At 74.8% G+C, this 16162-nt stretch carries 8 protein-coding genes; 6 read left to right on the top strand and 2 right to left on the bottom strand.

The genetic code is table 11. The features are described 5' to 3' along the window. Positions 1 to 23 precede the first annotated feature (23 nt). Positions 24 to 1268: a serine/threonine-protein kinase gene (locus IEZ05_RS17480; RefSeq protein ID WP_189231044.1), complete on the bottom strand. Its 1245-nt coding sequence runs from the start codon at positions 1266 to 1268 to the stop codon at positions 24 to 26. Between the two features lie 131 nt (positions 1269 to 1399). Beyond that, the gene (locus IEZ05_RS17485) at positions 1400 to 3070 is read right to left on the bottom strand and encodes a serine/threonine-protein kinase (RefSeq protein WP_189231045.1); all 1671 of its coding nucleotides are present in this window, start codon (positions 3068 to 3070) and stop codon (positions 1400 to 1402) included. Between the two features lie 431 nt (positions 3071 to 3501). On the opposite strand from IEZ05_RS17485, the gene IEZ05_RS17490 reads away from it, so the two are divergent. The 6 genes from IEZ05_RS17490 (at position 3502) to IEZ05_RS17515 (ending at position 16160) form a co-directional block, all read left to right on the top strand. After that, positions 3502 to 7176, top strand: coding sequence for an FHA domain-containing protein (locus IEZ05_RS17490; RefSeq protein ID WP_189231091.1), 3675 nt, complete (start codon positions 3502 to 3504; stop codon positions 7174 to 7176). Positions 7177 to 7619: 443 nt separating this feature from the next. Beyond that, complete coding sequence (locus IEZ05_RS17495; protein ID WP_189231046.1) at positions 7620 to 9017, top strand: ABC transporter substrate-binding protein; 1398 nt, start codon at positions 7620 to 7622, stop codon at positions 9015 to 9017. Between the two features lie 4 nt (positions 9018 to 9021). Continuing rightward, positions 9022 to 10368: a carbohydrate ABC transporter permease gene (locus tag IEZ05_RS17500; protein WP_189231047.1), complete on the top strand. Its 1347-nt coding sequence runs from the start codon at positions 9022 to 9024 to the stop codon at positions 10366 to 10368. A 91-nt stretch (positions 10369 to 10459) separates the two neighbouring features. Then, positions 10460 to 11377 (top strand): carbohydrate ABC transporter permease, encoded by a 918-nt coding sequence (locus IEZ05_RS17505; RefSeq protein ID WP_189231048.1) that lies wholly within the window; start codon positions 10460 to 10462, stop codon positions 11375 to 11377. A 153-nt stretch (positions 11378 to 11530) separates the two neighbouring features. Beyond that, positions 11531 to 13795, top strand: a complete 2265-nt coding sequence (locus IEZ05_RS17510) for a bifunctional glycosyltransferase/CDP-glycerol:glycerophosphate glycerophosphotransferase (protein WP_189231049.1) — start codon at positions 11531 to 11533, stop codon at positions 13793 to 13795. Positions 13796 to 13952: 157 nt separating this feature from the next. Continuing rightward, positions 13953 to 16160 carry a bifunctional glycosyltransferase family 2 protein/CDP-glycerol:glycerophosphate glycerophosphotransferase gene (locus IEZ05_RS17515; protein ID WP_189231050.1) on the top strand — a complete coding sequence of 736 codons (2208 nt, stop codon included), beginning with the start codon at positions 13953 to 13955 and terminating at the stop codon, positions 16158 to 16160. Positions 16161 to 16162: the final 2 nt, after the last annotated feature.

Genomic DNA, 16162 nt, shown 5'->3' on the forward strand with positions numbered 1-16162 from the left:
CGGCGGTGACGGCGTGCCCGGCCTCAGGGAGAGGCCGGTGCCGAGTTCCGCGTGTCCTGGGGGCCCGCGTCGCCCTCGTCACCGCTCGTGGCCAGCCAGGTACCGACACCGATCGCCGCGACCAGGGCGACGGTGCCCGCGCCCAGCGCGAGCCGGCGGCGCCGTGCGGTGGCGCGGTTGCGGGCCGAGCCGGGGCGGGGGGCGCCGGACGCGCGCGGGGCCCGGGCGGTGCCGCGGGCGCCGCCGGCCAGCTCGTCGGGGGCCGGTACGCGCATGGAGGTGTGCGTGTCGCGGTTGGAGTCGGCCGGCTTCGCGCCCGGCACCAGCGGCACCGCCCCCCGGCGCCGGACCGGCCGGCCGGCGGGCGCGGGCGACGCGGTGGCCTCCTCGGGCTCGTCCTCCTCCTGGTCCGCGTCGGGCTCGTCCACGTCCAGCGGCGCCATCCCGGCCAGCATCGGCAGCAGCTCGCGCAGCCGGGCGCCCAGCTCGGAGGCGCGCAGCCGGGACGCCGGCGCCTTGGCCAGGCACTGCACGAGCAGTTGCCACAGCTCGTCCGGGATGCCGGGGAGGGGGACGACGGTCTCGGTGACGTGGCGGCGCAGGACGGCGCCGGGGTGGCCGCCGCCGAAGGGCGTGAAGCCGGCGAGCAGCTCGTACAGGACCGTGGCCAGGGCGTAGATGTCGACCGAGGCGCGCGGCGGCAGGCCCTCGACGATCTCCGGGGCCAGGTAGTCGGGGGTGCCGATGATCTTCGTGGCGCGGGTGCGCCGGGGCGTGTCGATGAGCTTGGCCACACCGAAGTCGGTCAGCAGCGCGGGGTGCGAGCCGCCGGGGCCGAGCGGACCCTGCATGTCCAACAGCACGTTCTCGGGCTTGACGTCGCGGTGCACGACCCCGGCGGCGTGCGCGGCGGCCAGGCCATCGGCGACGTCGGCGGCGATGGCCACGGCGGCCTCGGGCGCCAGGCGCCGCTCCCGGTCGAGGCGGGTGCGCAGATCCGTGCCCCGGACCAGGTCCATGACCAGCGCGAGGTCGTTGCCGTCGACGACCAGGTCGCGCACGGAGACGACATGGGGGTGCTCCAGGCCGAGCAGGGCGGTGCGCTCCTGGACGAAGCGTGAGACGAGTTCCTGGTCGGACGCCAGGTCCTCGCGCAGCAGCTTGATCGCGACGGGGCCCTCGGGCCCCTCGCCCAGCCACACCGTGCCGGCGCTGCCCCGCCCGAGGATCTGGTGGGCGGTGTACCGGCTGCCGATCTTCCGTGCCAAGACTGCTCCTACCGACGCGTGTTGCGCACAAAACTACGCGTCCCGAGAGCCGACCTTCACCGTGGAGGCGGAAATCACCCGCCAGTTGTCGACAAATCTCCAGAGTCGCGGTCGCGCGGCCCGTCGGAAGGTCAGTTGCCGCCCGAGCCGCCCAGGTCCCCGATCCAGCCGGTCACGGTGCCGAACCAGTCGCTGAGCTGGTCCCAGTAGCCCTTGCCGGTGCCGATCCAGTCCTGGAGCGGGCTCAGCTCCCAGATCAGCCAGCCGGCCACGAACAGGATGACGAGAGTGACCAGGCATCCCTTGAGGCAGCCGAGTCCGGGGATGCGCATCGGGTTGGCGCTGCGCTGCCGCGGCGGCCGGGGCTCCCGCCGGGGCGGCTGGGGCTCGGGCGCGGGCGGCGGGGCGTAGCGCTGCGGCTGGGGCTGCTGGGGCTGGGGCGTGGCGTAGCGCTGCGGCTGGGGCTGCTGCGGATAGCCGTAGCCCTGCGGCGGCTGCTGGGGCCGGTGCTGCTGAGGGCGCGGCTGCTGCTGCGGGCGGGCGACCTGCCGCTGGGGGCGGCGGCGCAGCGGGTCCTCGTTCGGGTCGAGGTACTGCACCTGCGTCTGCTCGTTGCGGTCGCGGGCGGCGCGCAGCTGGTTCTGCCAGGGGTGCGGATCCTCGGGCCCGTCCGGCTGCCCAGGCTGACCCGGCGGCACCGGCGGCATCACGGCGGTCGGGTCGGCCGCGCCGCGGTGGGGCAGTACGGCGGTGGGGTCGGCGGCGCCCGCGGGGTTGCCGGTGTGCGGCAGGACGCTCGTGGCGCCGTTCGGGTCGTAGGCGCCGTTCGGGTTCTGCGGCAGGACCTGCGTCGGGTCGGCGGCGCCGGGGGCGCCAGGCACCTGCGCGGGGGCCGGGTCGGGGGCGAGGAGCGCGCCGACGTCCTCGGCGGCGCCGATCTGGGCGCTGTTCGCGTGCACGCCGATGCCCTCGGCGACGACGCGCAGGCCGCGGGCGAGGTTCTCCGCGCTGGGGCGCTCGTCGGGGTTCTTGCGCAGGCAGCGCTCGATGACCGTCCACAGCGGGCCGGGGACGGTGGAGGGTCGGCGCGGCTCGGCGCTCAGGTGCTGGTGCAGCACCTCGAGGGCGGAGCCGCCGGAGAACGGCGGGCGGCCGGTGACCAGCTCGTACAGCAGGATGCCGGCGCCGTAGATGTCGACGGCGGAGGTCTGCGGGCGGCCCTCGGCGGACTCCGGGGCGACGTACGCGGGCGTGCCGACGAACTCGTGGGTGCGGGTGAGGCCGGGCGAGTCGGCCAGGCGGGCGATCCCGAAGTCGGTGAGCATCGGGTGCATCTCGCCGCCGGTCTGCTTCAGCAGGACGTTGGCCGGCTTCAGATCGCGGTGGACGACGCCGTCGGCGTGGCTGGCGGCGAGCGCGTCGGCGATCTGGGCGGTGAGCAGAGCCGCGGCGACCGGGGTGAACGGCCCGTTCTCCCGCAGGTAGCGGTGCAGGTCGGGGCCGTCGACGAGGTCCATGACCAGCGCCAGCAGCTCACCCTCGACGACCAGGTCGCGGACCCGGACGATGTTGGGGTGGGTCAGCCGGAGCAGGACGGAGCGCTCCCGCAGGAAGCGCATCACGATGTCGGCGTCGCTCGCGAGCTCCTCCTTGAGGACCTTGATCGCGACGGTCTCGCCGGGCTGTCCGGCCACGGCCGCCTCGGCGCCCGCGGTCTCCCGCTGGCGGGCTCGCCAGACGGTGCCCGTGGCACCGCGACCGAGGGGCTCCTCGAGGAGGTACTTGCTGCCTACCGGCCGCACGTCATGCGCTCCCTGTTGCTTGCTGGCTGTTCCGACCCACTGTAGTGCCGCGGTGTGCGGCCCGGGCTGTCGTCGCCCTGTGGTTCCCTTTGGTCCGCCGGTGCGTCTTACGTTCCGCTTCCGGCGCGTGTTCGAAGGAAAGACGCTCCACCCGGTCCCTTGGTTGCCGGGCCCGGACGTGACCGATCTCAAGCGGTCACTCCTCGATCATCGGCAGGCCGCCCGTCAGGCACTTTTACGGGCAGAGCCGACCAATCAAGATCATTTGGCGGCGGCGGGCGGGCGCGTTGTCAGTGGCAGGTGCGAGGATGCCTCCAGTACTGGCCGACGTGCTCGTGTGGCGGTGGGGGAAGTCCGCGGTGGGGGACCGCGGAGAGAAGGCTTCGTCCCACGCGATCGCGGGCGCCCGCGCGAAGGGACCGCTGACGGCGATGCAGATCCGGCTGACCGTCGTAGATCCGCTGGGCCCGCACCTATCCACGGGGGGCAGCGCACCCGCCGCGAGCTGCGACGTGCTGGTCACGGCGCCGGCCGGCACGGCCCTGGCCGCGGTCGCCTCCGCGCTGGCCTCGGTGGTCCCCGGCAGTGACGGCCAGGGCTCCGGCCAGGTGGTCCTCTACGCCGGCGCGCAGCGGCTCGACGCCCAGCGCAGCACCCTGGGCGAGCCCCCGCTGATCGACGGCGCCGTGCTCTGCCTGGGCGCCCCGGGCGAGCCCGACCCGCACACCGAGCCCGCCGAGGTCCCGGCCCAGCTGCACGTGGTCGCCGGCCCCGACGCCGGCGGCGTCCACCTGCTGCACGGGGGGCAGATCCGGCTCGGCCGGTCCGCCGACGCGGACGTCGCGCTCGACGACCCGGACGTCTCCCGGATGCACTGCGCCGTGACCGTCGCCGCCGACGGCCGCGTCTCGGTCGCCGACCTCGGCTCGACCAACGGCACCACCCTGGACGGCACCCGCGTCGGCGAGCGTCCGGTCCGCTTCGCGCCGGGGGCGCTGCTGCGGATCGGCGAGTCGGCGCTGCGGCTGGTCCCGGCCGCCCGGGGGGCCGCGATACGGGTGGCGACGACACCGGACGGCGAGGGGTACGTGCGCCTGCCCGGCGCGGTGACCGACGGTGACCAGGTGGCCCACGGACGCGTGGGCGACGGCGCGGACATTCCCGCCGAGCGCACGCACCACGCCCACGGCACGGCGGCGTACGGCGCCGTCGCGGCACCGGCCGGCCCCCCGCTGGTGCCCGGCCAGGGCGCCGCGCCCCGCATCGAGAGCCACGGCACCGGTTTCCCGGGGGACGCGCCGCGCTCGCTCCCTGGGGCGGGCGGTCCGCGGTCCGGGGCGGCCGGGGTGAACGACACGCACGCCGGGGCTCCCGGGGCGGGGAGCGCACCCGCGGGGGCGACCGGCGCGGGCTGGGGCTACGCGGGGGTGGCTGACGCGGGCGGTCCCGGCCGCGCGGGGGCGGCCGATGCGCGGGGCGCGGGCCGTACGGGGGCTTCCGGGACGGACCGGGGGCACGAAGAGGCCTACGGCACGGACCGGGGCGGCGAGGGACGGGCCCACGGCGCGGGGAGTGCCGAGGCGGGGGCGTCCGGTACCGGCGCCCGGGTGTCCGGCATGGGCGGCCGGCTCGCTGCGGAGGGCCCGACCGCGGGCGCGGACCCGGCGGGCGCCGGTCGCAAGGGGACGCCGCTGCGGGGCACCGACGTACCGCAGGGCGTGCGCAGGCGCGGTGGGCTCGGGGCGTGGGCGCGGCGCCTGACCGGTGGGCGCGGTGTGCAGGACGCCGCCGGGCCCGACGCGTACGTCTACGACGAGGAGGCCGCCGGTCCGGCGCGGACGGCGCCCCCCGCCGGCGCCTGCCCCGTGCCGGAGACATGGCCGGACTCCGCCTCGCTCCTGCTGACGGCGCTGGGCCCGGGGCCGCGGCTGTGGGAGCGCGGGCCGGGGCACCCCGAGGTGCTCGCCGTGCGGCTCGGCACCGCCGACCGGATGGCGCCCGGCAGTGACGCACCGCTGCCCGCGGTCCCGGTGACCGTCGGGCTGCGCGAGGCCGGGGCGCTCGGGCTGGCGGGCCCGCGCGCGCGGCTCACCGGGCTGGCCCGCGCGGTGCTGGCCCAGCTCGCCGCGCTGCACTCCCCCGACCTGCTGGAGATCGTCCTGATCAGCGCGGACCGCTCCCGACCCCTCGCGGAGCGGACCGCCGAGTGGTCGTGGCTGGGCTGGCTGCCGCAGGTGCGCCCGGGGCACGGTCAGGACTGCCGCCTGCTGCTCGCCTACGACCGCGACCAGGCCATGGCCCGCGCCCAGGAACTCCTGCGCCGCCTGGAGGATCACCTGACGGACGCTCGAAGCGGAGCCCGGCCGCCGGCCCCGGCCGGCACGATCCCGGCCCAGCCGACGGCTCCCGTCCAGGACCTGCGGCACGGCGGACCGGACGCGTCCGATCCCCCGGGCGGGTCCGGTGCGGTCACGGGGAGCGCCCGGCGGCCCTCCTGGGCACGGGCGGACGACGGGAGCGACCCGGCCGACGGCTTCGCGGGGCCGTACACCGTGGTCGTCGTGGACGGCGACCCGGGCGGGGCCGACGTGCGCGAGGTGATGGCGCGGCTGGCCCTGGAGGGGCCCCGGGCCGGCATCCACGTCGTGTGTCTCGCCGAGACGGCCGCCGCCTCCCCGACCTCGCCGGTGATGCAGACGTACGAGGCGGCCTGCGCGGCGTCGCCGGTCTTCCGCGACTGCGGCGCCGTGGCGCTGCTCAGCGGTGACGTGGCGACGACCCTGCGGCTGCTGCGCGTCGCGCGCAGCGGATCGTCCCCGAGCGGCCCGGTCGGCCACGGCACCGTCGGCACGGTGGACGCCGTCTCCCCCGCCTGGGCCGAGCGGTTCGCGCGCGCCCTGGCACCGCTGCGCACCGACGGCGCGGGAGGCGAGCGGCACGCGCGCGTGTCCGCGCCGCTGCCCCAGGCGGCCCGGCTCCTCGACGAGCTGGGCCTCGCCCGGGCCACCCCGGCCTCCCTGATGGCCCGCTGGGCGGACGCGGCCGACGACGCGGAGGCCCTGGGCGGCCGCGCGCACGCCGTGCTGGGCGCGGGACCGCGCGGCCCGGTGGCGGTGGACCTCGCCGCCGAGGGGCCGCACCTGCTGATCGAGGGCCCGCCCGGCAGCGGCCGTACGGAGCTTCTGCGGGCGCTCGTCGCCTCGCTCGCCTCGGCGGAACGCCCCGACCGGCTCGGCATCGTCCTGATGGACGGCCGGGACAACGTGGGCGCGGGCAACGGACACGGCGAGGGCCTGCGTGTCTGCACGGACGTCCCGCACGTCACCACGCACCTCACCGCCAACGACCCCGTCCGCATGCGGGAGTTCGCCCAGTCGCTGAGCGCCGAGCTCAAGCGGCGTGCCGAGCTGCTCGGGCGGTCCGACTTCGCCGAGTGGCACACCGGGCGCGAGGTGTCGGGACGGATGGTCAGTCAGCGCACGCCCGCGGGCGGGGCCGGGACGATGCCGGAGACCGGGGACGTCGAGTCGCCGCCCAGTTCGACGCTGCGGCTGCGGCCGGGCGCGGCCCGGCGGCGGGCGGGAGCGGTGCCGCCGCTGCCCCGGCTGGTGGTCGTCGTGGACGATCTGGACGCGCTCGTCACACCCCCGCTCGGGTCGCCGGGGCGCCCCGCGGCGGGGTCGGTGATGCGGGCTCTGGAGGCGGTGGCGCGGGAGGGCGAGCGGCTCGGGGTGCACCTGGTGGCGGCCGCCGGGCCGGGGGGCCGTACGGCCCAGACGGAGCCGGCCCGCAGGGCGTCGCTGCGGGCCGTGCTCGACGCGCCGGCGGCGGGGCCGGACGAACCGCTGCCGGGGCGGGGGCGGTTGGACTGGGCGGACGGACGGAGTGTGCCGTTCCAGGCGGGTCGGGTCACGGGCCGCATCCCTCGTACCGCGACCCTGCGGCCCACCGTCGTGGCGCTGGAGTGGCATCGGATGGGGGATCCCCCCGCCCGGCGTCCCGTACGGGAGTTGGGGAACGGGCCCACGGATCTGGCGCTGCTGGCCAGTGCGTTGGAGCGGGCGGCCCGGGAGGTCTCGGCAGCGGAGGTGCCGTCGCTGCTGTGACGGGGGCGCCGCAACACAGCCTGCGGGCAGTCGTGCCGGCTCGGGGCTGAGTCGTGGCCCGGCGTTGCCGCTCGGGGTGGGTGCGCTGCCCGGCGTTGCGGGGTGCCTCCCCCAGGCTCGGCTTCTCCCCCACGCTCGGCTTCGCTCGCGCGGGGGGCCCATGAGCGGGGCCCCCACCGCCCACCCCTGCCCCCTGGGGGTACTTTCCTGGCCGTTCAGGCACGGGGGGAGGCACGACTGCCCGCAGGCTGGGGCCGGGCCTGCGGCATACGCGCCCGCGGGCTGCGGCGCAGCCGGCGGCAGCCCGCCGCCGCGAGTCACGACGCGATTACGATCTTCGGCCCCACCGCGGACGCGCTCTTGCCGCCCTCACCCCCCTGGCGTACACCAGAGCGCACGGGACAGCGCCGGACGTTCGACGAGGAACGAAGAACGGGGCAGTGATGCGCACGAGCAGCACCATGCGGACAGGCAGCGCCGCGAAGAGGACCACCAGGGCGGCCGCCGCCCTCGCCGCGGGAGCCCTCGCGCTCTCGCTCACCGCGTGCGGCGGTGGCGATGACGACAACGGCGGTGGCGACGGGGGCAGTCAGGGCAACGGCACCAAGAAGCCCGCCACCCTCACCCTTCCCAAGCTGGACGGCGAGAGCCTGGAGGTCGCCGCCGTCTGGACCGGCGCCGAGCAGGAGAACTTCAAGAAGGTCCTCGCCGAGTTCGAGAAGCGCACCGGCGCCAAGGTGACCTTCGTGCCGGCCCAGGACCCGATCATCAACTTCCTCGGCTCGAAGATTGCGGGCGGCGCCCCGCCGGACGTGGCGATGCTCCCGCAGCCGGGCGCCATCAAGCAGGCGGTCGACAAGGGGTGGGCCAAGCCGCTGGGCGCGGAGGCCACCAAGGAGCTGACGAAGAACTACTCGCCGGGCTGGCAGGACATCGGCAAGGTCGGCGGCAAGCAGTACGGCGTCTACTACAAGGCCGCCAACAAGTCCCTGATCTGGTACAACGCACAGGTCTTCGAGAACGCGGGCGCCGCCGAGCCCAAGACCTGGGACGAGCTCCTGAGCACCGCGCAGACGGTCTACGACTCGGGCGTCACGCCGTTCTCCGTGGGCGGCGCGGACGGCTGGACGCTCACCGACTGGTTCGAGAACGTCTACCTCTCGCAGGCGGGCCCGGAGAAGTACGACCAGCTGGCCAAGCACGAGATCAAGTGGACGGACCCCTCCGTGAAGGAGGCCCTGACCACACTCGCCCAGATCTGGGGCAAGAAGGACTACGTCGCGGGCGGCGCGTCCGGCGCGCTGCAGACGGAGTTCCCGGCCTCGGTGACGCAGACCTTCACCGGCGGCGACCAGCCCAAGGCCGGCATGGTCTACGAGGGCGACTTCGTGCAGGTCAACATCGGCGAGACGGACGCGAAGGTCGGCACGGACGCGAAGGTGTTCCCGTTCCCGGCCGTCGGTGACACCGCGCCGGTGGTCTCGGGCGGCGACGCGGCCGTGATCCTCAAGGACTCGAAGGCGGCGCAGGCGCTGGCCACCTTCCTGGCCTCCCCGGACTCGGCGTCGATCCAGGCGAAGCTGGGCGGCTTCCTGTCGCCCAACAAGGCCATCGACACGAGCGCGTACCCGAACGAGGTGCAGAAGAAGATGGCCGACGCGCTGATCGCGGCCGGTGACGACTTCCGCTTCGACATGTCGGACCAGGCCCCGCAGGCCTTCGGCGGCACGCCCGGCAAGGGCGAGTGGAAGGCGTTGCAGGACTTCCTGAAGAACCCGAAGGACGTCGCCGGCGCGCAGGCGAAGCTGGAGGCGGACGCGGCCGCCGCCTACGGAGGCTGACGCGATGGCGTCGGCCACGGCGGCAGGGTCCTCACCGGGCCCTGCCGCTCCCAAGTCGCGCAAGAGCGTGACCGGCACCCGCCGGACCGTGGCGGCCCTGTTCCTGCTGCCCGCCCTGGTGCTGCTCGGCGCGCTCGTGGTGTACCCGATCGGGTACTCGCTGGTCCGCAGCTTCTACGACCAGTCCGGCGACTCGTTCGCCGGACTCGACAACTATCAGGCGCTGTTCACCGACGACGGCATCCGCACCGCCCTGAAGAACAACGTCATCTGGGTGGTGTTCGCGCCCACGGTCGCCACCGCGCTCGGTCTGATCTTCGCGGTGCTGACCGAACGGGTGCGCTGGGGCACGGCGTTCAAGCTGGTCGTCTTCATGCCGATGGCGATCTCGATGCTGGCCGCCGGGATCATCTTCCGCCTGGTGTACGACCAGGCGCCGGAGAAGGGCGTGGCGAACGCGGTCTGGGTGGGGGTGCACGACACCTTCGCCGAGTCCTCGGCGTTCCCGAAGGCGCACCCGGGCCGCGAGTCGCCGCTGAAGCCTGCCGGCGGGGGCGCGTTCGTCACCAAGCAGCCGGTCAGCGCGGGCCAGGTCGTCACGCTCCCGCTCGTCGGCGTGGCCCCGGACCAGATGCCGGACGGCGCGGAGAAGGCCGTACCCGCCCGGCCCGAGGATGGGAAGATCACCGGCACCACCTGGCAGGACTTCACCCGCGGCAAGGGCGTCGGGAAACTCAACGGAGTCGACGCCGCCGAGCTGGGCTATGCCGGGATGACGATCGAGGCCGTCAAGGACGGCAAGGTCGTCGCGTCGACGAAGGCCGCCGGCGACGGCACGTTCACGCTGCCCGCCGAGGCCGACGGGGCGCTGCTCAGGCTGCCCGCCGACAACTTCAAGGAGGCCTACAACGGCCTGAACTGGCTCGGCCCCTCGCTCGTCACCCCGGCCATCATCGGGTCGTACGTGTGGATGTGGGCGGGCTTCGCGATGGTGCTGATCGCGGCCGGGCTGGCGGGCGTCCCCCGGGAACTCCTGGAGGCCGCCCGGGTGGACGGCGCCAACGAGTGGCAGGTCTTCCGCCGGGTCACGGTGCCGCTCCTCGCGCCGGTCCTCGCGGTCGTGGTCGTCACCCTGATGATCAACGTGCTGAAGGTGTTCGACCTGGTCTTCATCATCGCCCCCGGCTCCTCCCAGGACGACGCGAACGTGCTCGCCCTGGAGCTGTACCGCAAGGGCTTCGCCTCGGACCAGCCGGGCGTCGCCAGCGCCATCGCGGTGTTCCTGCTGCTCCTGGTCATCCCGGTGATGTGGTTCAACGTAAGGCGGCTGCGGCGGGAGGTGCGGCGATGACGGAGCGTCCGCCGTGTGACGGCTGGGGGTCCGGGGGTCGTCCCCCGGGAGGACGCAGTAACGTAAGGCGGCTGCGGCGGGAGGTGCGGCGATGACCGCGGACGCGGGTTCTCTCACCAAGGCGGCCGCCGAGCCGTCCGGGACCACCGTGAAGGCGAAGCCGTCGCTGGGCTCGCGGCTCGCCGAGGGCGTCAGCGGCGGTCTGGTCCGGGTGTTCCTGATCGTGGTGGGCCTGTTCTGGCTGGTCCCGACCATCGGACTGCTGCTGTCCTCGCTGCGCACCCCGAGGGACATGGCGGCCAGTGGCTGGTGGAAGGTCTTCACCGAGCCGTCGCAGCTCACCTTCCAGAGCTACGAGGAGCTGCTGAAGAACGGCGACATCACGTCCTCCCTCGTCAACACCGTGCTGATCACGGTCCCGGCGACGGTCCTGGTCGTCGTCATCGGTTCGCTCGCGGGCTACGCGTTCGCGTGGATGGACTTCCCGGGCCGCGACTGGTGGTTCCTGGCCGTGGTCGGGCTGCTGGTCGTCCCCGTCCAGGTGGCGCTGATCCCGATCGCCGAACTCTTCGGCAAGATCGGCCTGTTCGGGTCGATCCTGGGAGTGATCCTGTTCCACGTCGGTTTCGGACTGCCGTTCGCGGTGTTCCTGCTGCGGAACTTCTTCGCGGAGATCCCGAGGGAGCTGCTGGAGGCGGCCAGGCTCGACGGAGCGGGTGAACTGCGGTTGTTCGTGCGGGTCGTGATGCCGCTCGGCGGGCCCGCGATCGCGAGCCTCGGCATCTTCCAGTTCCTGTGGGTGTGGAACGACATGCTGGTCGCGCTGATCTTCTCGGACTCCGGGAGCCAGCCGATCACGGTCGCCCTGCAGACGCAGGTACGGCAGTTCGGCAACAACATCGACGTGCTGGCACCGGGCGCGTTCATCTCCATGGTGATTCCGCTGGCCGTGTTCTTCGCCTTCCAGCGGCAGTTCGTCTCCGGCGTGATGGCGGGCGCCGTCAAGTAGCCGCCGTCGCATCACCCTTGAGGGGGCGGGCCGGAAACCGGTCCGCCCCCTCTTCGCGCGCGCGAGGTCCCCCGAATGCCGCGACGGCCGTAACCAAGGCGCCCTCCGGGCCGTTCCCGGGCCGAACGCCCGCGCCGACCCATGGATGTCCCCGTGCCCCGGTTCAGTGTCATCGTCCCCGCGTACCAGGTTCAGGCGTATCTGCACGAGTGCCTGGATTCGGTGCTGTCCCAGTCCTGCCCGGATCTCGAACTGATCGTGGTCGACGACTGCTCCCCGGACGCCTGCGGCGAGATCGCCGACGAGTTCGCGGAGCGCGACGCGCGGGTGCGGCCCGTGCACCTGCCGCGCAACGAGGGCCTGGGCCCCGCCCGCAACGCCGGGATGGAGCGGGCGACCGGTGACTACCTGGTCTTCCTCGACGGCGACGACACCCTCGCCCCGGACGCGCTGCGGAGCATCGCCGACCGGATCAAGGAGACCGGCGAGCCGGACGTCCTGGTCTATGACTACGCCCGCACCCACTGGACCGGCGAGACGGTCCGCAACCGGGCCGCGGCGCACCTCACCGAGCAGGGACCGGCACCCTTCCGGCTGACCGACCGGCCGGGGCTCATGAAGCTGCTGATGGTGGCCTGGAACAAGGCCGTGCGGCGGGAGTTCGCCGAGCGCGAGGGCTTCGTCTTCCCGCCCGGCCACTACGAGGACACCCCGTGGTCCTACCCGGTGCTGATGGCCGCGGAGTCGATCGCCACGCTGGACCGGGTCTGCGTCCACTACCGGCAGCGCCGGCGGGGCAGCATCCTGGGCACCCCGAGCGAACGCCACCTCGACGTCTTCGCCCAGTACGACCGGGTCTTCGCGTACGTCGAGTCCGACCCGGAGCTGGCCCGCTGGCGGCCGGTGCTGTTCCGCCGCATGGCCGACCACCTGGCGACGGTGTTCACCCGGCCCGACCGCCTCCCGCGCTCCCTGCGCGGCGAGTTCATGCGCCGGGCCCGCGTCCACTGCCGCCGCTACCGCGTCCCCGGCGCCCCCGTCCCGCCGGCCGTCCGGCTGCGCCACGGCCTGCTCCGCCTGGGCCTGCGCCGCACCTACGAGGCCCTGCGGCTGGTGTCGGCCCTGCGCCGCCGGACGCTGAAGGGCTGCGCCAAGCTGCTGGGGACGGCACGCACCGCCGTCCTGCGGCTGCACTACCGGATCCAGCGCCGCCTCCCCCTGCGTGCCGACCGCGCCCTCTTCGCCGACGGCGGCGGCCAGGGGTACGGCGGCGACCCGGCCGCGCTGGAGGAGGCGTTCCGCACCTTCGCGCCGCACGTCCGCACCGCGTGGGCCGCCGACCCGGCGCACCACCACACGGTCCCGCCCGGCACCCGCCGGCTGACCCCGGACACGGCCGCGTACTGGACGGCGCTGGCCCGCTCCCGGTACCTGGTGCACCACACCGGTCTCGACGCGGGCCTGGTCAAGCGCCGGGGCCAGGTGGTGGTCCGGACCCAGGGCGGGACACCCCTCAGGTACACGGGCCTGGACCTCCGGGAGCGCCCGGCCGCCGCCCGCGGCACCGACCTCGCCCGGCTCCTGGACACCGTGGACTCCTGGGACCACCTGGTCTCCGCGAACCGCCACTCCACCCTGACCTGCGAGCGCGTGTACCCGGGCCGCTACACCACGCTGGAGTACGGCCGGCCGCGCACCGACGTGCTCCAGCGCGCGACGGCGGCGGACGTGGCCCGGCTGCGCGAGACGCTCGGCATCCCCCAGGGCACCGTCGCGCTGCTGTACGCGCCCACGTACCGCGACTACCGCCGCACCCAGCGCGCGGGCCTCGACCTGGAGCGTCTCGTCACCCGTCTCGGCCCGCGCTTCATGGTGCTGGCCCGCGCCCACCCCCGGCACGGCGGCCCCCTCACCACCGCCCGGCACGACCGGATCGTCGACGTCACCGGCCATCCGAGCGTGGAAGCGCTGTGCCTCGCCTCGGACGCGCTGATCACCGACTACTCGACACTGATGTTCGACTACGCGGGCCTGGACCGGCCGATCGTGCTCCACGCCGACGAACCGGAGGCGTTCGAGGCAGCCGTCGGCACCTATGTCGACCTCCGCTCCTTCCCGCCGGGCGCGGTGGCGGGCGACGAGGACGAGCTGATCGGCGTCTTCGCCGGCGGCCACTGGTGCGGTCCGCGGTCCGCCCAGCTCAGGGCCGCTTTCCGGGAGCGGTTCTGCCCGTACGACGACGGCCGCGTCGCCGAGCGCGTCGTCCGCCGCGTCGTGCTGGAGGAGACGGACCTCCCGCCGGTCGTGCCGCTCGCCGAACGGCGCCCCGCCCCCTCCTCCGCATCGGCCCTCTCCCGGCCCCCGCTCGCCACCGTGCCGCAACCCGCCGGGCCGCGCACCGTCACCGACAGCCTCTGATCGCCGTTTGTCCACTGGGAGTTCGCATGCCCCGCAGCTCGTCGCGGCCCACTCCGACCCGGCCGCCCACCTGGCGGCCGACCGGACGGCCGGGCCGCCAGGCGGCCCGAGCGGCGGGGGTCTCCCGTCGGACCAGGACAACGAGAGAAAGAGCAGTATGCCCCGCTTCAGCATCATCGTCCCGTCCCATGGGGTCGCAGGGCGGCTGTCCCAGGCGCTGGACTCGGTCCTCGCCCAGTCCTTCGGCGACTTCGAGCTGATCCCCGTCTGCGACGCCCCGGACTGCGCCGCGGCGGACATCGCCGCCGACCGCGCCGAGCGGGACTCCCGGGTGGCGCCCGTGCACTCACCGCCGTCGGCGGGCCCCGCCGGGGCGCGCAACACCGGGGCGCGGGCGGCGACCGGCGCCTATCTGCTGTTCCTCGACGGCGACGACGTCCTGGTGCCGGGCGCGCTGGCGGCGCTGGACGCGCGGCTGGCGGAGACCGGCGGCGCCGACGTGCTGTACTTCGAGCACGAGCGCGTCCCCTGGTGGGAGGGCGAGCCGGCCAACCCGGCCGCCCCGCTGCTGGCGAAGGCCCCGGACGGGGCCTTCTCCCCCGGCCGCGCCCCGCACCTGACCGGCGTGCAGCTGCCCGCCTGGAGCGCCGTCTACCGCCGCGCCTTCCTTGCCGAACGGCGGCTGGAGTTCCCCGCCGGGCACTACACGGACATCGGCTTCGCCACCCGGGCCGCGGCGGACGCCGACCGCATGACGGTGCTGCGCTCCGTCGTCGTACGGCACCTGGTGCGGCGCCAGGGCAGCCGGCTGAACCAGCCCGGCGAGCACCACGCCGAGCTGCTGGACCAGGCCGAGCTGGCGCTCGCGTACGCCGCCGGGCGGGGGCTGCCGGCCGAGCGGCGCGGGCCACTGTTCGAGCATCTCTTCGCCCTGATCCTGAAGACGGCCGCCCACCCGAGGCGGCTGACCCGGGGGCGCCGCGTCTTCTTCCGGCGGGCGAGCCGCCTGTACCGGCGTCACCGTCCCGCCGGTTTCCGCGCGCCGGGCGGCCGGCTCGGCGTGCAGCACCGGCTGCTGGCGTCCGGGTCGTACACGGCGTTTCGTGCCCTGCGGGCCGCCAACCGCGCGGCGGCCGGGCTCCTCGGCCGGGTGCCCCGCCCGCAGGGGCTGCGGACCCGCCTGCGCTACCGGCGCCGGCTGCGCGGTCCGCTGGACCCCAACCTCGTCGTGTACTGCGCGTACTGGGGCCGCGGCTACGCCTGCAATCCGGCCGCGATCCACGCCAAGGCCCGTGAACTCGCCCCGCACCTGCGCGGGGTGTTCCTGGTCGAGCCCGACCAGGCGCACACCCTGCCGGAGGGCGTCGAGCACGCCGTCATCGGCAGCCGGCGCTACTGGGAGGTGCTGGCCCGGGCGACGTACCTGGTGAACAACGCCAACTTCGCCGAGGGCGTCGTCAAGCGCCCCGGCAGCGTGCACCTGCAGACGCAGCACGGCACCCCGCTGAAGACGATGGGCGTGGACCAGTCGACGTACCCGGTGGTGGCGGCGGCCAGCGGCAGCTTCGCCAAGCTGCTGGGCCGCGTGGACCGCTGGGACTACAACCTGTCCTCCAACCGCCACTCCACCCAGATGTGGGAGCGCGCCTTCCCCGGCTCGTACGAGCACCTGGAGTACGGCTATCCGCGCAACGACGTCTACTACACGGCGACCGCCGACGACGTCGCCCGCGTCCGGCGCGAACTGGGCGTGCCGGAGGGGAAGACGGCCGTCCTGTACGCGCCCACGCACCGCGACCACGAGACCGGGTTCGGCGCGGGCGGCCTGGATCTGGAGGCGTTCTGCGAGGCGGCCGGCGAGGACGTGGTGGTGCTGCTGCGCGCCCACTACTTCTACGACCGGGGCGACCGGCGCCAGGGCAGCGGCCGGATCATCGACGTCACCGGGCACCGTTCCTCGGAGGACGTGTGCCTGGCCGCCGACGCGTTGGTCACCGACTACTCGTCGATCATGTTCGACTACGCCAACCTCGACCGGCCGATCGTCGTGTACGCCGACGACTGGGACGTGTACCGGGAGACCCGCGGCGTCTACTTCGACCTGACCGCGGCCCCGCCCGGACCGGTGGCGCACACGCCCGAGGAGCTGGCCCGCGTCTTCCGCGACGGCTCGTACGCGGGCGCCGAGTCGGCGGCGCTGCGGGCGGCGTTCCGGGAGCGGTTCTGCGAGTTCGACGACGGCCGGGCCGCCGAGCGCGTGGTGCGCCGGGTGCTGCTCGGCGAGCCGCCGGAGGCGATCGCGCCCGTGACCCCGCTCGCGCAGCGCGTCCCGGCCCCCGCCGCCGCCACCCTCGTAAGGAGCTGACC

The organism is Streptomyces flaveolus (assembly GCF_014648815.1).
GTDB classification, from domain to species: domain Bacteria; phylum Actinomycetota; class Actinomycetes; order Streptomycetales; family Streptomycetaceae; genus Streptomyces; species Streptomyces flaveolus.

What these genes read in the sequence shown, in the direction of transcription:
- IEZ05_RS17490 (WP_189231091.1), top strand. Translation starts at nt 3,502, where the DNA reads ATGCAGATCCGGCTGACCGTCGTAGATCCGCTGGGCCCGCACCTATCC.
- IEZ05_RS17495 (WP_189231046.1), top strand. Translation starts at nt 7,620, where the DNA reads ATGCGCACGAGCAGCACCATGCGGACAGGCAGCGCCGCGAAGAGGACC.
- IEZ05_RS17500 (WP_189231047.1), top strand. Translation starts at nt 9,022, where the DNA reads ATGGCGTCGGCCACGGCGGCAGGGTCCTCACCGGGCCCTGCCGCTCCC.
- IEZ05_RS17505 (WP_189231048.1), top strand. Translation starts at nt 10,460, where the DNA reads ATGACCGCGGACGCGGGTTCTCTCACCAAGGCGGCCGCCGAGCCGTCC.
- IEZ05_RS17515 (WP_189231050.1), top strand. Translation starts at nt 13,953, where the DNA reads ATGCCCCGCTTCAGCATCATCGTCCCGTCCCATGGGGTCGCAGGGCGG.